This is a genomic window from Stenotrophomonas sp. SMYL20 (assembly GCF_036320045.1).
Taxonomy (GTDB): Bacteria; Pseudomonadota; Gammaproteobacteria; order Xanthomonadales; family Xanthomonadaceae; genus Stenotrophomonas; species Stenotrophomonas maltophilia_A.
In genome coordinates this window covers 61,323-81,012 of the sequence record NZ_JAWIRT010000006.1, presented here as the reverse complement: position 1 = coordinate 81,012, position 19,690 = coordinate 61,323, and the positions used below count along the sequence as shown (strand labels likewise).

The 19,690-nt window shown below is 67.0% G+C and carries 20 protein-coding genes and 1 tRNA gene; 17 read left to right on the top strand and 4 right to left on the bottom strand.

The window, feature by feature from the left end:
- The first annotated feature begins 6 nt into the window (after nt 1-6).
- The 12 genes from V3B48_RS06305 to V3B48_RS06250 all read left to right on the top strand — a co-directional run bounded on the left by V3B48_RS06305 (nt 7) and on the right by V3B48_RS06250 (nt 10,488).
- Entirely contained in the window at nt 7-984 is a 978-nt protein-coding gene (locus V3B48_RS06305) for a beta-ketoacyl-ACP synthase III (protein ID WP_032127766.1), read from the top strand.
- A 77-nt stretch (nt 985-1,061) separates the two neighbouring features.
- Nucleotides 1,062-1,844 (top strand): hypothetical protein, encoded by a 783-nt coding sequence (locus V3B48_RS06300; protein WP_032127765.1) that lies wholly within the window; start codon nt 1,062-1,064, stop codon nt 1,842-1,844.
- Nucleotides 1,845-1,979: 135 nt separating this feature from the next.
- Nucleotides 1,980-2,924 carry an ACP S-malonyltransferase gene (gene fabD / locus V3B48_RS06295; RefSeq protein ID WP_032127764.1) on the top strand — a complete coding sequence of 315 codons (945 nt, stop codon included), beginning with the start codon at nt 1,980-1,982 and terminating at the stop codon, nt 2,922-2,924.
- Nucleotides 2,925-3,006: 82 nt separating this feature from the next.
- Nucleotides 3,007-3,750, top strand: coding sequence for a 3-oxoacyl-ACP reductase FabG (fabG, locus tag V3B48_RS06290; protein ID WP_004146899.1), 744 nt, complete (start codon nt 3,007-3,009; stop codon nt 3,748-3,750).
- 152 nt (nt 3,751-3,902) lie between these two features.
- Nucleotides 3,903-4,142: an acyl carrier protein gene (gene acpP / locus V3B48_RS06285; RefSeq protein ID WP_005415509.1), complete on the top strand. Its 240-nt coding sequence runs from the start codon at nt 3,903-3,905 to the stop codon at nt 4,140-4,142.
- 143 nt (nt 4,143-4,285) lie between these two features.
- Nucleotides 4,286-5,548 carry a beta-ketoacyl-ACP synthase II gene (gene fabF, locus V3B48_RS06280; protein ID WP_049463472.1) on the top strand — a complete coding sequence of 421 codons (1,263 nt, stop codon included), beginning with the start codon at nt 4,286-4,288 and terminating at the stop codon, nt 5,546-5,548.
- Nucleotides 5,549-5,749: 201 nt separating this feature from the next.
- On the top strand, nt 5,750-7,114 hold the full coding sequence (locus tag V3B48_RS06275; protein ID WP_329893390.1) for an aminodeoxychorismate synthase component I: 1,365 nt from the start codon (nt 5,750-5,752) through the stop codon (nt 7,112-7,114).
- A gap of 137 nt (nt 7,115-7,251) precedes the next feature.
- The gene (gene mltG, locus V3B48_RS06270; RefSeq protein WP_049400647.1) at nt 7,252-8,313 is read left to right on the top strand and encodes an endolytic transglycosylase MltG; all 1,062 of its coding nucleotides are present in this window, start codon (nt 7,252-7,254) and stop codon (nt 8,311-8,313) included.
- Nucleotides 8,310-8,975, top strand: a complete 666-nt coding sequence (tmk, locus tag V3B48_RS06265) for a dTMP kinase (RefSeq protein ID WP_032127760.1) — start codon at nt 8,310-8,312, stop codon at nt 8,973-8,975. The genes mltG and tmk overlap by 4 nt, the downstream gene beginning before the upstream one ends.
- The gene (locus V3B48_RS06260) at nt 8,972-9,928 is read left to right on the top strand and encodes a DNA polymerase III subunit delta' (RefSeq protein WP_329893389.1); all 957 of its coding nucleotides are present in this window, start codon (nt 8,972-8,974) and stop codon (nt 9,926-9,928) included. Before tmk ends, V3B48_RS06260 begins: the two co-directional genes overlap by 4 nt.
- Complete coding sequence (locus tag V3B48_RS06255) at nt 9,925-10,278, top strand: PilZ domain-containing protein (protein ID WP_005412452.1); 354 nt, start codon at nt 9,925-9,927, stop codon at nt 10,276-10,278. The genes V3B48_RS06260 and V3B48_RS06255 overlap by 4 nt, the downstream gene beginning before the upstream one ends.
- 135 nt (nt 10,279-10,413) lie before the next feature.
- Nucleotides 10,414-10,488 (top strand) — tRNA-Val (locus tag V3B48_RS06250).
- 84 nt (nt 10,489-10,572) lie between these two features.
- Here the strand turns inward: V3B48_RS06250 and V3B48_RS06245 are convergent.
- The gene (locus tag V3B48_RS06245) at nt 10,573-11,136 is read right to left on the bottom strand and encodes a hypothetical protein (RefSeq protein WP_049463479.1); all 564 of its coding nucleotides are present in this window, start codon (nt 11,134-11,136) and stop codon (nt 10,573-10,575) included.
- Between the two features lie 288 nt (nt 11,137-11,424).
- Between V3B48_RS06245 and V3B48_RS06240 the strand changes: the two genes are divergently transcribed.
- The 4 genes from V3B48_RS06240 (at nt 11,425) to V3B48_RS06225 (ending at nt 16,203) form a co-directional block, all read left to right on the top strand.
- Complete coding sequence (locus V3B48_RS06240; RefSeq protein WP_253143544.1) at nt 11,425-11,805, top strand: tautomerase family protein; 381 nt, start codon at nt 11,425-11,427, stop codon at nt 11,803-11,805.
- A 216-nt stretch (nt 11,806-12,021) separates the two neighbouring features.
- Nucleotides 12,022-12,417 carry a DUF2946 family protein gene (locus V3B48_RS06235; protein WP_164079958.1) on the top strand — a complete coding sequence of 132 codons (396 nt, stop codon included), beginning with the start codon at nt 12,022-12,024 and terminating at the stop codon, nt 12,415-12,417.
- Nucleotides 12,418-12,547: 130 nt separating this feature from the next.
- Complete coding sequence (locus V3B48_RS06230; protein ID WP_253143545.1) at nt 12,548-14,686, top strand: TonB-dependent receptor; 2,139 nt, start codon at nt 12,548-12,550, stop codon at nt 14,684-14,686.
- Between the two features lie 11 nt (nt 14,687-14,697).
- The gene (locus tag V3B48_RS06225) at nt 14,698-16,203 is read left to right on the top strand and encodes a PepSY domain-containing protein (RefSeq protein ID WP_253143546.1); all 1,506 of its coding nucleotides are present in this window, start codon (nt 14,698-14,700) and stop codon (nt 16,201-16,203) included.
- Between the two features lie 9 nt (nt 16,204-16,212).
- On the opposite strand, the gene V3B48_RS06220 is transcribed toward V3B48_RS06225, so the two are convergent.
- On the bottom strand, nt 16,213-17,346 hold the full coding sequence (locus V3B48_RS06220; RefSeq protein ID WP_329893388.1) for an MFS transporter: 1,134 nt from the start codon (nt 17,344-17,346) through the stop codon (nt 16,213-16,215).
- Nucleotides 17,347-17,357: 11 nt separating this feature from the next.
- Nucleotides 17,358-18,134 carry a DeoR/GlpR family DNA-binding transcription regulator gene (locus V3B48_RS06215; protein WP_100437429.1) on the bottom strand — a complete coding sequence of 259 codons (777 nt, stop codon included), beginning with the start codon at nt 18,132-18,134 and terminating at the stop codon, nt 17,358-17,360.
- A 159-nt stretch (nt 18,135-18,293) separates the two neighbouring features.
- Here V3B48_RS06215 and smqnr point away from each other — a divergent pair, with 159 nt between their 5' ends.
- Entirely contained in the window at nt 18,294-18,941 is a 648-nt protein-coding gene (gene smqnr, locus V3B48_RS06210; RefSeq protein ID WP_032127748.1) for a SmQnr family pentapeptide repeat protein, read from the top strand.
- Between the two features lie 3 nt (nt 18,942-18,944).
- Here smqnr and V3B48_RS06205 read toward each other — a convergent pair whose 3' ends face one another.
- The gene (locus V3B48_RS06205; RefSeq protein ID WP_107431417.1) at nt 18,945-19,619 is read right to left on the bottom strand and encodes a class I SAM-dependent methyltransferase; all 675 of its coding nucleotides are present in this window, start codon (nt 19,617-19,619) and stop codon (nt 18,945-18,947) included.
- Between the last annotated feature and the right edge of the window lie 71 nt (nt 19,620-19,690).

Here is a 19,690-nt window from a genome sequence, read left to right as displayed (position 1 = left end):
AACATGATGAGCAAGCGGATCTACTCGAGGATCGCGGGCACCGGTAGCTATTTGCCGGAAAAAGTCCTGACCAACGCCGACCTGGAAAAAATGGTCGAAACCTCGGATGAGTGGATCCAGTCGCGCACCGGCATTCGTGAGCGGCACATCGCGGCCGAAGGCGAAACCACCAGCGACCTTGGCTACAACGCCGCCCTGCGCGCGCTTGAAGCCGCAGGCATCGACGCCTCGCAGCTCGACATGATCGTGGTCGGCACGACCACCCCTGATCTCATTTTCCCGTCCACCGCGTGCCTGATCCAGGCAAAGCTCGGTGTGGCCGGGTGCCCCGCCTTCGACGTCAACGCCGCCTGCTCGGGCTTCGTGTTCGCGTTGGGCGTGGCCGACAAGTTCATCCGCTCCGGCGACTGCAGGCACGTGCTGGTGATCGGCACCGAAACGCTGACCCGCATGGTCGACTGGAACGATCGCACCACCTGCGTGCTGTTCGGCGATGGCGCCGGTGCTGTCGTGCTCAAGGCCGACGAAGACACCGGCATCCTCAGCACCCACCTGCATGCCGATGGCAGCAAGAAGGAGCTGCTGTGGAACCCGGTTGGCGTTTCGACCGGCTTCAAGGACGGCGCCAATGGCGGCGGCACCATCAACATGAAGGGCAACGACGTGTTCAAGTACGCCGTCAAGGCGCTGGACTCGGTCGTGGACGAGACTCTGGCTGCCAACGGCCTGGACAAGTCCGACCTGGATTGGCTGATTCCGCACCAGGCCAACCTGCGCATCATCGAAGCCACCGCCAAGCGCCTGGACATGTCGATGGACCAGGTCGTGGTCACCGTCGACAAGCACGGCAATACCTCGTCCGGCTCGGTGCCGCTGGCGCTGGATGCCGCCGTGCGCTCGGGCAAGGTCGAACGTGGCCAGCTGCTGCTGCTGGAAGCCTTCGGCGGCGGCTTCACGTGGGGTTCGGCTCTGCTGCGCTATTGATAGTGCAAGTTACGACAACGTGAAGCTTTGTCGTTGCGGCCCCTCTGGGGCCGTAACGCGTTTAAGGAGGACCTGTCATGGTTGAGCCCATCGTCATAGAAGGGCAACGTGCCTGGCTGAAGCAGTACGGCAAGGGAAGCCGCGCGCTGGCCCTTGGCCTGCTCAATTTTGTTGCCCGTCGTTTTCATCTGGATGCCCTGCGCCCGCCGCCGCACCGTGGCGGTGACGCCGCGCGCGAAACCGAAGCCCGTCGCCTTGCAGAACTGCAGGCGCAGGGCGTGAACGTGCCCGATGTGCTGGGCACCGGCCATGCTGCGCTGGTGATCGGCGACAACGGCAGTTCGTTCAATACCTGCCTGCGCGAAGCCGACGAGGCCGGTCGCGACCGCCTGGTGATGGCGGCCATGCTGGCCATTGCCGCAGCGCATGCGCGCGGCGCCTATTTCGGTCAGCCGTTGCCGCGCAATCTCACCTGGGATGGCGAGAAGGTCGGTTTCATCGACTTCGAGGAAGATCCGCTGGAAGTGATGGATCTGTCCGAAGCGCAGGCCCGCGACTGGCTGATGTTCGGCTATGGCGTGGCCAAGTACTACGCCGACCGCCCCGAGCACCTGCAGGCGATGATGGCCGAGGCGATGGGCGATGCGCAGGCGCCGGTGCGCGAGCACGTGCACGCGGTCACTGGCCGCCTGCGCAGCCTGGCCCGGGTCTGCATGAAGCTGGGCCGCTCGGCGCGCGCGCTGGCCCACTCCATCTTCATCGCCCATGGCGCCAGCACCGCTGGCGTGCTGATGCTGGTGGGCCTGTGCGTGGATTTCCTCGCCGACGGCGATCTGGACGTCCTGCAGCTGTTCTGCTGACTGTGCGTCCGCCGGGCCATGCCCGGCGGCGTTCCGCGGCTGGCCCACCATACGCGTGCATACGCGCACGTACAGACGACACGGCATGTTCCCCCTTATCATGGCCCGCTTCGATTGCAACAAGCGGATGACCGCGTGACCGTATCCACCCTCGCTTTTGTCTTCCCCGGCCAGGGCTCGCAGTCTGTGGGCATGGTGGCCGAGCTGGCTGAACTGCACCCGCAGGTGCGTGAAGCCTTCACCGAGGCATCCGATGGTGCCGGCGTCGACCTGTGGGCGCTGTCCCAGGGTGGCCCGGAGGAAATGCTCAACCGCACCGAATACACCCAGCCGGCCCTGCTGGCCGCAAGCATCGGCGTGTGGCGCGCCTGGAACGCCGTGGGCGGTCCGCGCCCGTCGGTGCTGGCCGGTCACAGCCTGGGCGAGTACACCGCCCTGGTTGCCGCTGGCGCGCTGAGCCTGCATGACGGTGCGCACCTGGTGCGCCTGCGCGGCCAGCTGATGCAGGAAGCCGCACCGGCCGGCGTCGGTGCCATGGCCGCCGTGCTCGGCGCCGAAGACCAGCTGGTGCTGGACGTCTGCGCCGAAGCCGCAGGCAGCCAGGTGGTGGTGCCGGCCAACTTCAATTCGCCGGGCCAGATCGTGATCGGTGGCGACGCCGACGCGGTCGACCGTGCGCTGGCGCTGCTGGCCGAGAAGGGCGTGCGCAAGGCGGTCAAGCTGGCCGTGAGCGTGCCCTCGCACACCCCGTTGATGCGCGAAGCCGCCAACCGCCTGGCCGAAGTGATGGCCGGCCTGGCCTGGCAGGCGCCGCAGCTGCCGGTGGTGCAGAACGTCGACGCCAAGGTGCATGACGGCATTGACGCGATCCGTACCGCGCTGGTCCAGCAGCTGTACCAGCCGGTGCAGTGGACCGGGTGCGTGCAGGCGCTGGCTGGCCGTGGCGTCACCCGGATCGCCGAGTGCGGCCCGGGCAAGGTGCTGACCGGTCTGGTCAAGCGTATCGACAAGGCCATCGACGGCCGTTCGCTGGCCACGCCAGGCGACTTCGAAGCCGCCCGCGAGGCATGGTCGGCCTGATCCCCCTTGTTCCTGCCGACCGTACCGGTGGCCGCTGCAAGCGGTACGGGTACGGCGGCCGTCCCAGCCTGAGGAAAACATCATGAGCAAGCCCCTGCAGGGTGAAATCGCACTGGTCACCGGCGCCAGCCGTGGCATTGGTGCCGCCATCGCCGATCTGCTGGCCGCCCAGGGCGCCACCGTCATCGGCACCGCCACCACTGAATCCGGCGCCGCCGCGATCGGTGAGCGCCTGGCCGCCCACGGTGGCCACGGCCGCGCGCTGAACGTCACCGACGCCGCCGCGCTGGACAGCGTGCTCGATGGCATTGCCAAGGAATTCGGCCCGATCTCGATCCTGGTCAACAATGCCGGCATCACCCGCGACAACCTGCTGATGCGCATGAAGGACGAGGACTGGGCGTCGATCATCGACACCAACCTGACCAGCGTGTTCCGCACCAGCAAGGCGGTGATGCGCGGCATGATGAAGGCGCGCAAGGGCCGCATCATCAATATCGCATCGGTGGTGGGCGTGACCGGCAATGCCGGCCAGGCCAACTACGCTGCCGCCAAGGCCGGCATCATCGGCTTCAGCAAGTCGCTGGCCAAGGAAATCGGTTCGCGCGGTGTCACCGTCAATGTTGTCGCACCCGGCTTCATCGACACCGACATGACCAAGGCGTTGCCGGAAGAAGCGCGTACCGCGCTGATCAACGACATCGCCCTCGAACGCCTGGGTTCGCCGGAAGACATCGCCCATGCGGTGGCCTTCCTGGCCGGCCCGGCTGCCGGTTACATCACCGGCGAAACCCTCCATGTGAACGGTGGCATGTACATGCCGTAAGCAAGGGGCGCAGGGATTGCGCCGCAAGTGGTTGATCTGCGGAGGTTTTTGCTGCGATGCAAGGCCGCGCCGGTTTCCACTACACTATCCCACGGCCATCGCCTTTGATGGCGACCACTTTTGAACCACAACTCCATCTGGAGCGAGATCCCATGAGCACCATCGAAGAACGCGTCAAGAAAATCGTCGTCGAACAGCTTGGCGTCAAGGAAGAAGAAGTCACCAACAGCGCATCGTTCGTCGATGACCTGGGCGCTGACTCGCTGGACACCGTCGAGCTGGTGATGGCCCTGGAAGAAGAATTCGAGTGCGAGATCCCGGACGAAGAAGCCGAGAAGATCAGCACCGTGCAGGCCGCCATCGACTACATCAAGGCCCACGTCAAGGCCTGATGTCAGACGGCAGTGCGCGCGCGGGCTCACGCTCGCCGCGCACCGCACCCCATGGGGCCGCTGTTGCGGCCCCGTGTGTTTGAGCATCACACCGAAGCAAACCGAGTTGCCCGTTGAAATCATCCGGGCCAGGAGAATCAGCAATGAAGCGTCGCGTCGTCGTAACCGGCCTGGGTATCGTCTCGCCGTTGGGCAATGATCTGGCCAGCAGCTGGGAAGGCATCACCCAGGGTCGTTCGGGCATCGGTCCGCTGACCAACGTTTCTGATGCCTATCTGGATCGGTTCACCACCAAGATTGCAGGTGAGGTCAAGGGATTCGACATCACCGCCGACAATGAACTGTTCGGCAAATTCCGGGTCAGCGGCAAGGATGCCAAGAAGATGGACCCGTTCATCCATTACGGCCTCGGTGCCTCGTTCATGGCCCTGCACGACTCGGGCCTGGAAATCACCGACGCCAATGCCGAGCGCATCGGCGCCATCGTCGGTGCCGGCATCGGCGGCCTGCTCGGCATCGAAGAGCAGACCATCGAGTTCCACGAGGGCAAGAAGATCTCGCCCTTCTACGTGCCCAAGACCATCATCAACATGCTGCCGGGCCAGCTGAGCATCATCACCGGCCTGAAGGGCCCGTCGTTCTCGGCGGTGTCGGCATGCGCGACCTCGAACCATTCGATCGGTACCGCGATGCGCATGATCCAGTACGGCGATGCCGACGTGATGGTGGTCGGTGGTGCCGAGCGTGGCTCGTCGCCGACCGCACTGGGTGGCTTCTGCGCGATGAAGGCCATGAGCACCCGCAACGACGCCCCGGAACAGGCTTCGCGCCCGTGGGACAAGGACCGCGATGGCTTCGTGCTGGGCGACGGCGCCGGCATCCTGATCCTGGAAGAGTACGAACACGCCAAGGCGCGTGGTGCGAAGATCTACTGTGAACTGGCCGGCTTCGGCGCCAGCTCCGACGCGTACCACATGACCGCACCGAGCGAGAACGGCGAAGGCGCCGCCCGCTGCATGGTCATGGCCATGAAGGATGCCGGCGTGACCCCGGAACAGGTGGGCTACCTCAACGCGCACGGCACCTCCACGCCGCTGGGCGACCTGGGCGAGACCATGGCGATGAAGACTGCCTTCGGCGACCACGCCTACAAGATGATGGTCAGCTCCACCAAGTCGATGACGGGCCACCTGCTGGGTGCTGCCGGCGGCGTGGAAGCGATCTTCTCGGTGATGGCGCTGCAGGACAACGTCATCCCGCCGACCATCAACCTGCAGCAGCCGGGCGAAGGCTGCGACCTGGACTACGTGCCCAATGAAGCACGCCAGGCCAAGGTCGACGTGGTGATGTCCAATGGCTTTGGCTTCGGCGGCACCAACGGCACGCTGATCTTCAAGCGCGTCTGACCGACGTTGTAGAGTCGAGCTTGCTCGCCTGCTTCTGGCAAACAAACGAGCAAACCCCCCTGAACCCCCACGCGAGGCCGTAGTTTAAACCTCCCTCGTTCCAGCACTACACCTCAAAAACTGCCTACAACCCTCGACTCTACGCACGAGGAGGCCGCCGCAAGGCGGCTTCCGTGCATCTGAATCCCCGAACTGGCCGCCATGACCCACGCACCGCTGATCCACCCGCTGCCGCACCCGATCGATCTGCTGGCCCTGCAGCAGCACGACCCGTCGCGCTTCCCGCTGCTGATGGAATCCACCGCCTCGGGCACTGCCCAGGGCCGCTGGAGCCTGCTGCTGGCCGCGCAGGGCGATAGCCTGCGGCTGGATGCCGATGGCCAGGTGCGCGACCAGCATGATGCGGTGCAGGCCGGCAGCTTCCTGCAGGTTCTGGATCGCGCCTGGCAGCACGAACGCCTGCTGCATGACGGCAGCCACAGCCTGCCGTTCCGCGGCGGTTGGGCGTTGATGCTGGACTACGAAGTGGCCAGCCAGATAGAACCGGTGCTGCCGGCGCGCGCACGCGAGGACGGCCGCCCGACCGCGCTGGCGCTGCGCTGCCCGGCCGCGGTGCTGCACGACCACTACAACGAGGCCAGCTTCGTCATCGCCGAAGCCGGCGAGCAGGCGTTGCTGGATGCGCTGGTGGCACTGGCCTCGGCCACGCTGCCCGAAGCCGGGCAGGGCTGGCAGCCACCGCAGTCGGTCGGCGAGGACGCGCCGCAGCGCTTCACCGACGGCGTGCGCCGGGTGATCGAGTACCTGCGTGCCGGCGATGTGTTCCAGGTGAACCTGTCGCGGCGCTGGAGCGCGCAGTTTGCCGCACCGGTCAGCCCGCAGGCGCTGTACGCGCAGCTGCGCCGTGCCAACCCGGCACCGTTCGCCGGCCTGTTCAGCGCGCACGGCCGCCATGTGGTCAGTTCCTCGCCGGAGCGGCTGGTGTCGGTGCATGCCGGCCACGCGCAGACCCGGCCGATTGCCGGTACGCGTCCGCGCTTCGAGGGGGACGATGATGCTGCGCGCATCCAGGAACTGGTCGGTCACCCGAAGGAGCGTGCCGAGCACGTGATGCTGATCGACCTGGAGCGCAACGACCTGGGCCGCATCTGCCTGCCTGGTACCGTGGTGGTCGATGAGCTGATGACCGTGGAGAGCTACGCGCACGTGCATCACATCGTCAGCAACGTCAGCGGCCATCTGCGCCCGGAGGTCACCCCCGGCGAGGTGATCGCCGCCACGTTCCCGGGTGGCACCATCACCGGCTGCCCGAAGGTGCGCTGCATGCAGATCATCAGCGAGCTGGAGCAGGTGCCGCGTGGTGCCTATACCGGCGCCTTCGGTTGGCTGAACCGCGATGGCGACCTGGACCTGAACATCCTGATCCGTACCGCCGAAGTGGATGGCCACGAGGTGAGCTTCCGCACCGGCGCCGGCATCGTGGTTGACTCGGACCCGGACAAGGAACTGGACGAGACCCGCGCCAAGGCCCGCGGCCTGCTGCGCGCGCTCGGCCAGCAGGGGTAGTGCCGGCCGCTGGCCGGCAACCCCATTCCCCCACGGTGGGTGCCGACCGTTGGTCGGCACGCAGGCGCCACCCCGGTCATGACCCCAATCCACCGGCACGGTATCCTGCACGACGGAATCGAGTTCAGAGGTAGTCCATGGCGGGAGCCAAGCGCGGGTGTCTGTTCGTGGTAACGCTGGTGGTGGTGCTGGCCGCCGTCGTGGCCGGCGCGGGCGCATGGTTCTTCTACCAGCAGACCCGGTTCGCCGACGCTCCGATCACCCCGTCCGCCGAGAGCGTGGTCATCGCCAGCGGCGATGGCATGAACAGCGTGCTGCGCAAGCTGCGCGACGCCGGCGTGGACGAGGGCCAGGACGCGCAGTGGCAGCTGCTGGCGCGCCAGCTCGATGCGGCCGGCAAGCTGAAGGTGGGTGAGTACGCGCTCAGCAGCGACCTGACCCCGCGTGATCTGCTGCTGCGCATGCGCGCCGGCAAGGTGCTGCAGCACCGCGTCACGATCATTGAAGGCTGGAACATCCGCCAGTTGCGTGCCGCGCTCAAGCGCGCCGAGCCGCTGCTGCACACCACCGACAACCTCGATGACGCCGCGTTGATGCAGCGCCTCGGCTTCGGTGGCCAGCATCCGGAAGGCCGCTTCCTGCCGGAGACCTACGTCTACCAGCGTGGCGACAGCGATCTGGATGTGCTCAAGCGTGCTCACGCTGCAATGCAGGACGCACTGGATGAAGCCTGGGAAAGCCGCGCGCCGGACCTGCCGATCAACACGCCCTACGAGCTGCTGACGATGGCCTCGATCATCGAGAAGGAAACCGCGCTGGCCAGCGAGCGTCCGCAGATTGCCGGCGTGTTCATGCGCCGCCTGAAGATCGGCATGCGCCTGCAGACCGACCCGACCGTGATCTACGGCATCGGTGCTGCGTATGACGGCAACATCCGCCGCCGCGACCTGACCACCGATACGCCCTACAACACCTACACCCGCGCCGGCCTGACCCCGACCCCGATCGCCATGCCCAGCCGCGATGCGCTGATGGCGGCCGCGCAACCCGCAGCGGGCGACGCGCTGTACTTCGTCGCCGTGGGCGATGGCAGTGGCGCGCACGTGTTCTCGCCCAGCCTGGACCAGCACAACGCCGCAGTGGCCCGCTACCTGCAGCAGCTGCGCCAGCAACGTACCAAGGAGACCCCGGCGCAATGAGTCCAGCGCTGCTTCGCCACCCGCGTTTCGTCAGCCTGGAAGGCGGCGAGGGCGCAGGCAAGACCACCGCCATCAATGCCATCCGTGACTGCCTGCGCAGCCACGGCCACGAGGTGGTGCTGACCCGCGAGCCGGGCGGTACGCCGCTGGCCGAGCGCATCCGTGGCCTGGTGCTGAAACCCGATGCCGAGATCGCCGCCGAGCCGCTCAGCGCCGAAGCCGAGCTGCTGCTGGTGTTCGCTGCACGTGCGCAGCATGTGCGCCAGGTGATCCAGCCGGCACTGCAGCGCGGCGCCTATGTGCTGAGCGATCGCTTCACCGATTCCAGCTATGCCTACCAGGGCGGTGGCCGCGGCCTCGATCCGCAGTGGATTGCCGATCTGGAACGTCGCGCGGTGGGCCTGCTGCCGGGCCTGACCCTGCTGCTGGACGTGGACGTGGCAGTGGGCCGCGCGCGCGCCAATGGCCGCGACCTGTGGCCAGACCGCATCGAGAGCGAACAGGATGATTTCTTCCAGCGCGTGCGCGAAGTGTTCCGCAGCCGCGCGCAGCAGGACCCGCAGCGCTTCGCGCTGATCGACGCCGGCCAGGTGCAGGCGCGTGTAGCGGCCGATGTGGTCGCGCAGGTCGAGCGGTGGCTGCAGGGCGGGGAGGGCGCATGAGTACGTTCTCGCCCTGGCAGCAGCGCGCCTTCGATCAGACCGTGGCCGCACTCGATGCCGACCGCCTTGGTCATGGCCTGCTGATCTGCGGCCCGGCCGGGCTGGGCAAGCGCGAGGTGGCGTTGGCCCTGGCCGACCACGTGCTGGCGCGCGGCGATGCCGCGCATGCCATGCGCACGCGCCAGCTGATCGCCGCCGGCACCCATCCTGACCTGCAGCTGGTCAGCTTCATTCCGAACAAGAGCGGCGACAAGCTGCGCACCGAGATCGTCATCGAGCAGGTGCGCGAGATCACCGACAAGCTGGCGCTGACCCCGCAGTACGGCGTGGCGCAGGTGGTGATCGTCGACCCGGCCGATGCGATCAACCGCTCGGCGGCCAACGCGCTGCTGAAGACGCTGGAAGAGCCGCAGCCCGGCCGCTATCTGTGGTTGATCAGCAGCGACCCGGCACGCCTGCCGCAGACCGTGCGCAGCCGCTGCCAGCGCCTGGAATTCAAACTGCCGCCGCGCGAGGAAGCCATGGCGTGGCTGCAGCAGCAGAGGCACAGCGAAGCGGCCGCGCGCGAAGCGCTGGACGCAGCGCGCGGCCATCCCGGCCAGGCCGACAACTGGCTGCGCGAAGATGGCCTGAGCCTGCGCCGCGAAGTGGGCCGCGAGCTGGAACAGCTGGCCGCCGGCAAGACCGGCGCGGTGGAGCTGGCGCAGAAGTGGTGCGGTGATGACAACGCGGCGCTGCGCCTGCGCTTCGCCGCCGACCTGGCGCTGGCCCAGGCCAGCACCGATGCCTTGACCACGCCGGAGCGATTGCACAAGCTTGCAGCCTGGTTCGATGCGGCCAACCGCACCCGCGACCTGCTGCGCACCACGGTGCGTGCAGACCTTGCCGTGGTCGAGTTGCTGCTGGCCTGGAACAAGGTGAACGAGCGGCCTGCCGCAAGGGGAAATCGATGAGTGCCAGCAACGCCCGCCAGGGCATCCTGTCCCTGGCCGTGAAGGACAAAGCCGCGCTGTACAGCGCGTACATGCCATTCGTGAAGAACGGCGGCATCTTCGTGCCCACGCCCAAGCGCTACTTCCTGGGGGACGAAGTGTTCCTGTTGCTGACCCTGCCCGATTCCAGCGAGCGCCTGCCGGTGGCCGGCAAGGTGATCTGGGTGACCCCGGCCGGCGCGCAGGGTAACCGCACCGCCGGCATCGGCGTGCAGCTGGCCGACGGTGCCGAAGGCGAGGGCGTGCGCCACAAGATCGAGACCCTGCTGGCCGGCCTGACCGGCTCGGACAAGCCGACCCATACGATGTAACGGCGCGCGGATTGCCGCCCTCGGTAGCGCCGGGCCATGCCCGGCGGCGTCCCTCGAAATGCCTGTGAACACGAATGTGAAAAACGGTTGACGGCCTCTGAAAAGCCCCTATAATGAGCGGCTCAGCAACACACCGGGCGGTTAGCTCAGCGGTAGAGCATTGCCTTCACACGGCAAGGGTCACAGGTTCGATCCCTGTACCGCCCACCATGTTGCAGAACGAAAGAAGCCTCCAGCAATGGGGGCTTTTTTGTTGCCTGTGATTCCGTAGTACCCGCCGAAGCGATCACCGTTTCAGCCGAGGTCCTCCAGCAGCTCGCGCGCGATCATCGCGGTTGCATCCAGCAGGTCGTGACCGCTGCCGGCCCGCACCACCACCGCCAGCAGGCTACGGCCCACATCGGCATTGCCGCCGCTCAGTTCCATCTCGCCTTCAAAGCACAGATCGGCCAACCATTCATGGGCCTGCTGCAGTCCGCGCTTGCGGACGCGGCGGAACTCCGCGAGCAGCTTCGCCTGGCCGGCCTCCTGCTCACCATCGGCAAGCAGGCCGATGGCACCGCCGTGCGCCGCGCGCCAGATGGCCGGTAGCGGGCGACCGTTCGCGTCCACCACGTCCGCCGAGAACTGCGCGCAGTACATTTCGTAGCGCTTGCCCGCTGTGCTGCAGGGCACGATGCCGGCCTCGGCCAGCAGGCGTTCGGCTTCATCCAGTTTGCTGAACTTCAAGCGCAGCAGTGCAGGACGGCTCAGGTGTTGTGCCAGCGCCTGCTGGTTGGCGGTGAACCAGACGTTCCAGCCCACGCTTGCGCGGCCTTCCAGTGCGGCCTTGAAGTACTCCAGGTGTTCGGCGTCCATTGCGGTCTCCTGCGCTCCCTGCTCGATTGTAGCGGGCGCATATCCGGGCCGGTCAGGCGTCGTCGCCGGAGAGGCAATGATGTGCCTCGCGTACCAGCTGTCGCGCGGCCACGATCAGCCCGTCGGTGTGGAAGGCGCCCAACTGTTCGTCCGGGTCGCCTTCGTTACGCACGTGGGCGGGCCCGTGCCACGAATGGAAGCAGAGGGTTCCATCCCTGCGCTGTCCCGCCGCCCCGGGCAGGCGTAGTCTCAGCCCGTCGCCGTGCCCATCCACTCTGGAGTGCCACCATGCCGCTCGCCCGCATTGATCTTCGCAAAGGTAAATCCGCCGACTACCTGCAACGCGTCGGCGAAACCATCTACCAGGCCATGCGCTCGGTGGGCGTGCCGGAGAACGATCGCTTCCAGATCTTCCAGCAACATGAGCCGGGCACGTTGATCTATGACCCCGGCTACCTGGGCGTGGACCGCACCGACGATTTCATCTGCATCCAGATCACCTGGAACGAAGGGCGCACGCTGGAGCAGAAGAAGGCGCTGTACGCCGGCATCGCCGAGGGCCTGCACGCGGCGGTGGGTATCCGCCGCGAGGATGTGTTCATCAACCTGGTGGAAGTGAAGCGGGAAAACTGGTCGTTCGGGAACGGGCAGGCGCAGTACGTGAGTTGATGCGCGAAGCGCATCCACGCATGGCGTGGTTCCACAGCGTGGTGGGCGTGCGCAGGGAGGGCGTGCCCATCGCTGTGGCCGGCAGCACAGCCCTGCGTCACCGTGTCGCAGGGGGCAAACCCTGAACCGGGTCCAAGGTTGGTCAGGGCCCCGTAGAATGGCGGCGTGCGTCGTTCTGTCCTCCACCGCCGGTTCCAGGCCCTGGCATGGCTTGCCATGCTGCTGGTGCTGCTCGCCCCGCTGGTGAGCCGCTGGCTGGCGCACGGTCACGTGGCTGCTGCAGTGCCGGCGGCGGCGATGGATCACGCGATGCACGCAGAGCATGCGCAGCACGCGATGGACGGGCACCACGACCATCACGCGATGGCGATGCCGCATGGCGACGCCGCAAAGAAGCCGCCCGCCGACCCACATGCCGATCATGAAATGGGCGTGGACTGCGACTACTGTCTGATCGCTGCACGGCTGATCACGCTGCTGGTGGCGGCAGTGCTGCTGTTGGCGCCGATGGCACCGGTGTGCCGCGCGCTGCGCGGTGCGGTGCGGGCGTTGCCGCAACGTATCAGCGGCACATTGGGAGCGCGTGGGCCGCCGGCACTGATGGCTGCCTGAGCCGCACGCGCGTTGCATTGAACATTTTTCCATGAGGTTGCCGGCCACGGCCGGTGCCCGCACGCGCGTGTTTGCCCCTTTCTGATTGCTGCCCTGCCATTGCGGGGTGGCCTTGCATGCCGTGAAAAAAATGAAAACGAACCCCAACTCCGCGCACCTGCGCCGGGCGACGCTGCCTGTCCTGTGCGCATTGCTCCTGCACGCCGCGCCCCTGCTTGCCGCCGATGCGGCACCACCGACCACGCTGGATACCGTGCGGGTGGTCGATACCCGCGGCGGTGAGCTGTCGTCCACCGCCAACGCCGGTTCCGCGCTGGGCCTGAGCGTGCTGCAGACACCGGCCAGCCTGACGGTGATTTCGCGCGAACAACTGGAGCAGCGTGGCGACAGCAACCTCAACGATGCGATCAGCCGGGCAGGTGCGATCAGTGCGATGCCGCACCCGGGCAACGGCCTGAGTGCGCTGTCCAGCCGCGGCTTCACCGATGGCGCTTCGGTGATGCGCCTGTACGACGGGCTGCGCCAGTACGGTGGCGTGGGTATCACCTTCCCGTTCGATACCTGGTCGATCGAGCGCATCGAAGTGCTGCGCGGCCCGGCCTCGGTCATCCATGGCGACGGTGCGATCGGCGGCGTGATCAACATCGTGCCGAAGAAGCCCACGCGTGGTGCGATCGAGAACGAGATCAGCGTAACCGTGGGCAGCGAGGACACCGCGCGCCTGGGCTTCGGCAGCGGTGGCGCGCTGACGCCCGAGCTGGCCTACCGGCTGGACGTGAGTGGCAACTACAGCGGTGGTTGGGTCGATCGTGGGCGCAACAGTGACGCGACATTCTCCGGTGCGTTGCTGTGGCAGCCGCGCGCGGACCTGCAGCTGACCCTCACCCATGCGCAGGGCTACCAGCAACCGATGCGCTACTTCGGCACGCCGCTGGTCGAGGGCCGCCAGCTGGAGGCGCTGCGCCACCGCAACTACAACGTGGAAGACAGCCAGATCCGCTATCGCGACCGCTGGACCCAGCTCGATGCGCTGTGGACGCCGAACGCGAACGTGGAATGGCGCACGCGCCTCTACCAGATCGACAGCCAGCGCGATTGGCGCAATGCCGAAGCCTATGTCTACAGTCGCGCTACCGGCTTGATCGATCGCTCGGGAAACACCGAGATCACCCACAACCAGGACCAGACCGGACTGACCTCGACGCTGCGCGTGCAGGGGACCGCAGGTGGCCTGCAGAACAGCTTCGCGGTGGGCCTGGACGCCAACCGCGCGCACTTCAAGCACACCAACAACACCTATGCCGGCAGCTCGGGCCCGGTCGACCCGTTCGATCCGGTGCCGGGCCAGTTCGCCAGCGACGCGCCGAACCTGCCGCGCTACCGCAATCGTGCCGAGCAGTACGCGCTGTTCGCGGAAGACCGGTTGGCGCTGAGCGAGCGCTGGTCGGTGCTGGGTGGGCTGCGCCACGACCGCGCGCGCATCGACCGTACCGATCTGATCAGCGGCCAGAATGCGTTCTCGAAGACCTACAGCAGCACCGGCTGGCGCGCAGGTACGGTGTTCGCGCTGCGGCCGACGCTGAGCCTGTATGCGCAGTACTCGCAGGCGGCGGACCCGGTCAGTGGGCTGCTGATGATCAGCCCGGCCAACGGTGCCTTCGACCTGGCCAAGGGGCGGCAGATCGAGGTGGGCCTGAAGCAGGCCTTCGATGGCGGCGAGTGGACGCTGGCGGCGTATCGCATCCGCAAGACCGGGCTGCTCAGCCGCGATCCGCTGGTGCCGGACCGCCGCGTGCAGGTGGGCGCGCAGACCTCGCGTGGTATCGAGGCGTCGTTGAACTGGAACGTCGCGCCGCACTGGACGTTGGATGCCAACGCCACGGTGCTGAAGGCCGAGTTCGAGGACTTCCTGGAGACCACAGGTTCGCCGCCGATGCTGGTCTCGCGCGATGGCAACGTGCCGCCGAACGTGGCCGAACGCCTGGCCAATGTGTGGTTGAGCTGGCAGTTCGCACCGGACTGGAGCGCGGCGGGTGGCGTTCGCTATGTCGGCAAGCGCTACGCAGACAATGCCAACACGCTGGAGTTGCCCAGCTACAGCACCACTGATCTGGCGCTGACCTGGCAGGCAGCACCGCGCACGCGATTGTCAGCGCGCCTGTTCAACGTATTCGACAAGGCGTACTACGCCACCGCGTACTACACCAGCACGCAGTGGCTGCTGGGCGCGGATCGCCGCGTCGAGTTCACCGTCGACCATCGCTTCTGAGGACGCGCACCATGTCGCTGCGATCCACTGCCAAGCGCTGGACCTACCTGGTGCACCGTTGGCTCGGCATCGGCGGATGCCTGCTGATGCTGTTGTGGTTCGTCAGCGGCATGGTGATGTTGTTCATTGGCTACCCGAAGCTGACGCCCGGTGAACGTCTGGCGGCATTGCCGGTGCTGCCGGAGGCCCGCGATCTGCGCGGGCTGTCGGTGCTGCCTGCAGCCGTGCAGGCTGAGCCGGAGGCCGTGGCGCTGACCACGCTGCGTGGCGAGCCTGCGTATGTGGTGCGCACGGGAAGCAACGTGGGGGCGTGGTCAGCCGTCACCGGCCAGGCCCTGCTGCCAGTGTCGGCACAGCGCGCCGAAGCGTCAGCGGCACAGTTTGCTGGCGGCCCGGCCTTTGTCGGTGCAATGCGCGTGGAAGAGGACCGTTGGACGCATTCGCGCGCACTGGATGTGCATCGGCCGCTGTATCGGGTGGAGGTGGGGGGCGTACAGCCCGGTGACCTGTATGTGTCCTCGCGCACCGGTGAAGTGGTGCTGGACGCACCGCATGTGCAGCAGCGCTGGAACTATGTGGGGGCTTGGCTGCACTGGCTGTATTTCCTGCGCATGCAGTCGGTGGATCCGGTCTGGACGTGGGTGGTGATCGTGCTGTCCGCGCTGTGCACGGTGGCGGCGGTCAGCGGCATCGTGGTGGGTGTGTGGCGCTGGCGTTTCCGCGGGCGCTACCGCTCCGGTGCGAAGACGCCGTACGTCGAACCGTGGATGCACTGGCACCATCTGATCGGACTGATGGCTGCGGCCTTCGTGTTCACCTGGATCTTCAGCGGGCTGATGTCGATGAATCCATTGGGGGTCTTCAGCAGCACGCGCGAGGCGATCGATGTTGAACGCTATCGTGGCAGCGCGGTAACGGTGGATGGCGCGTTGGGTGAGCCGGTGAAGCTTCTGGCGGTGGCCGATGCTGAGCGCTTCCAACCGGTCGAGATCCAGTGGCGCCGCATCGGAGGCGAGCTGTTCGCAGTGCTGCTGGACGGGCGGGGCGAGACCCGCATCGTGTCCAGCGGCAATGGGCACTTGCAGGTTGCGCGGTTGCTGCCGGCAGCGTGGCTGCAGCAGAAGGTGCGTGCGCTGTCCGCTGCGCCGATGCAGGGCTTCGTGGTGCAGCGTGCAGCGGACGCCTACTTCTATCCGCGTGCACCGGAAGCCATGAATGGTGCAGCGGTACGCCGCTTCCCGGTGGCAGTGGTGGACTTCGGCGATGCCGAGGCGACGCGGGTCTATCTCGATCTGGCCACGGGCGATCCGTTGCTGACGATGGGGCATCGCGAGCGCGTGGGGCGCTGGTTGTTCTACTTCCTGCACAGCTGGGACCTACCGGCGATGCTGCGCCAGGAAGGTGCCCGGCTGGCGGTGTTGCTGCTGCTGAGCGCTGCTGGCACCGCGCTGTGTGCCACGGCGACGGTGATCGGCTATCGGCGATTGCGGATGAAGCTGCGGCACAGGCGGCGCTGAGGCCCTGGGCTACATCCGCAGCCAACGTGTGGACACGGCCACCAGCAACAAGGCCGTGGCCACGCCGATGAACGCAGCGATCAGGCCGAAGTGGTTGGCAGCAAAACCGATCAGTGCTGGGCCAGCAAGGATGCCGGCAAAGCCCAGCGTGGAAACGGCGGTGATTGCCAGTGCGCCGGGCATGCGGGTCTGGTGGCCGGCCAGCGAGAACAGTGCCGGTGCGATGTTGGCGCAACCGAGGCCGACCAGCACATAGCCCGCCAGCGACGCCTGCCACGGCGTGACCACGGTCAGCACCAGCACTCCCGCGGCGGCGAGCAGCGCGCCGAACACGATCGCGCGCTCACGGCCTACGCGCTCCACCAGTGCGTCGCCGAACAAGCGCGCCACGGTCATGGTCAGGGTGAAGGTTACGTAGCCGATACCGGCGAGGCTGGCATCGACGCGACGCACATCGCTGAGGAAGACCGCGCTCCAGTCCAGCATCGCGCCTTCACCGAGGAAGGCGACGAACGCCAGCACGCCGATGAACAGCACGATGCCGTGCGGCAGGGCCAACATCGGTGCGTCGTGCGGCATGCGTTCGCTGTGCCAGTACGCCGCCGACAGCAGCATCACCAGCAGCATGGCGCCAACGCCGATCAGCACCGATGCCAGTGGCGGCAGCTGTGCGGACAACAGCACGGTCATGGTGGCCGCGCCGAGGAAGCCGCCGATGCTGAAGAAGGCATGGAAGCCGGACATCATCACCCGCCGTGCTTCGCGCTCGACGATGACGGCCTGCACGTTCATCGTGCAGTCCATTGCGCCCACGGCGGCGCCGAACACGAACAGCACCAGCCCCAGTGACCAGGCCGAACCGGCCAGCGCCAGGCCGGGCACGGTCAGGCAGATCAGCAGGCTGCTGGCCACCATCACCCGCCGGCAGCCCAGGCGTGCGGCCAGTACACCGGACAGCGGCATGGCCAGCAGCGAACCGGCACCGAGGCAGAGCAGCACCAGGCCCAGCGTAGCGTCGTTGATGTCGGTGCGCGCTTTGGCGAATGGCACCAGGGTGGCCCACAACGCCGTGGCGAAGCCGGGAATGAAGAACGCAGCGCGGGTCGCGTGCTGTTCGGCACGCGCGCGGTTGGCAAGGGACATGAGCGGTACGGTCAGGGCGGAGTGGGGTGTACCGCGATGCCTGCGGCGCGGAAGCGCGCCGCCAATGCGGGGGGCGCGGTGGTGGTCAGCACCAGGTCGTCGATCTCGTCGAGGCTGGCGATCTGCCAGTTACCGCGGGCACCGAGCTTTTCAGTGGTTGCGGCGACGATGACGCGGCTGCTGCAGGCCACCATCGCGCGTTTCAGCGTGGCTTCTTCCGAATCCATTGCCCAGACGCCGGTGTCGCCGTCCACCGCGCAGGGGCCGGGCAGGTATACGTCGGCGCGCAGGCGCTGCACCTGCGCCAACGCTTCGGCGCCGACCGCGCCGCCACCGCTGGCCAGGCGGCCGCCGATCAGCTGCACCGAGGTGCCTTCAAGCATGCTGGCGGCGGTGGCGATCTGCGGAGCATTGGTGATCACCGTCAGGCCGAGAGCGGTCGGCAGCTGCTGGGCGATCGCCAGGTTGGTCGACCCGGCGTCGAGCAGTACGACCTGGCCGGGCTGCAGCAGCGCGCAGACGCGGGCGGCCAGCTCGGCCTTGTCGCCGCGGTCGCGGGTCAGTCGCTCGCGTAGCGGGCGTTCCTTGGGGGGCGGCAGCACGGCGCCGCCGTAGACACGCTGGCACAGGCCTTGGGCGGCCAGCTCGCGCAGGTCGCGGCGGATCGAATCTTCGGAGACGGCATAGCGGCGCGCCAGTTCGGCGGCGACCACGCGGCCCTGCTGGCGTAGTTCCTCGAGGATCTGCAGGGTGCGCTGGGCGGGGAGGGGGCTGGGATCGGAGCTCATGCCGCAAGTCTGCACGTTCGTGCATTAACGTGCAACAACGTGCATTTGGCGGGCGTGACCACAGATCGGCTGGACTGCCGGTGAACCCAACCGCGCCAGCGTCTATGGATCGCCCTCGCGGCCCGGCATCATGGCGGGGCACCCGGCATGGAATCCACGATGTCCCCCACCGTTCACCGCAAGCTGCGCATCGGCGCGGACCAGTACACCGGCCAGAAAGTGGTCGACCAGCAGTTCTACGAATGCGATTTCTCCGGCGCGGACCTGACCGCCACCGAGTTCATCAACTGCAGCTTCTACGACGCTGAAAACCGCGCCGGTTGCCGCTTCAACGGCGCCACATTGAAGGAAGCCAGCTTCCGTAGTTGCGACATCAGCATGTGCCACTTCAGTTTCATCAAGGCGCTGGGCCTGGAGATCAGCGAGTGCCGTGCGCAGGGCGCGGATTTCAGCAACGCCAGCTTCATGAACCAGATCACCACGCGCAGCTGGTTCTGCAGCGCGTTCATCAAGAAGTCGAACCTGCGCTATGCCAATTTCTCGCGAGTGACGCTGGAAAAGTGCGAACTGTGGGAGAACCGCTGGGATGGCGCGAACGTGAGCGGTGCCAGTTTCGCCGGTTCGGATCTGTCCGGTGGCCAGTTCGAGGGGATCGACTGGAACAGTGCCAACTTCACAGACTGCAACCTGACCAACTCCGAGCTGGGCGAGCTGGACCTGCGCAGCACCAACCTGCGTGGCGCCACGCTGGATGTGCAGCAGGTGGCGCTGTTGATGCAGCGCATCGGCATTACCGTGGTGCCGTAGGCATCATCCGGCGTACGCCACCCAGCCCTTGAAGCTGAAGCCGGCGTAGAACAGCTCCACGTTGTCGAAGCCGGCCTCCTGCAGTAGCACAACCTCCTGCTCCGGCGACAGCAACGGCAACCGTTCGGCAATGGCGTCGATCGCGCGCTGCGCATCGGCGTGGGCAACCCCCGAGGCTTCGGCGAACGCCGCGTAGCGCTGCAACCAGCGCAGCTTGCCGGCCGGGTCCTGTGGCACGCTGTGGTGCGCCACCACCAGCGGCGCGCCGGGTTGCAGGCGCCGGTGCAGTTCGCGCAGCGTGTGCAGGCGCTGCCCGGCATCGAGGAAGTGCAGGGTCAGCAGGCAGCTGGCACCGTCGAAGCGCGCATCGGGTGCATCGTCGATATAGCCTTCCAGCAGCTGCACGCGCGACATCAGCGGACCCAGTGTCTGCTCGGCCAGGGCCAGCATCGGCGCGGCCGGGTCGACCCCCAGCAGCTGCCAGCCCGGCTGCGCCTCGGCGAAGGCCTTCAGTTCCAACCCGCCACCGGCACCCAGCACCAGCACGCGGCCCTGCGCAGGGACACGTTCGGCCAGCAGCAGCCGGCTCATCTGCTGCAGGGCGAGGAAGCCGGGCACCTGGCGCAGCGGCGCTTCGGCATAGCGGGCCACCGCCTGCGGATCGGAGAACGTGGACATGCGCGGATTCCTGCAGCGGGGGACATACCACTGTAGCGCGGCGCGCAAGAGGTATTGCGCGCCGCTGCCGC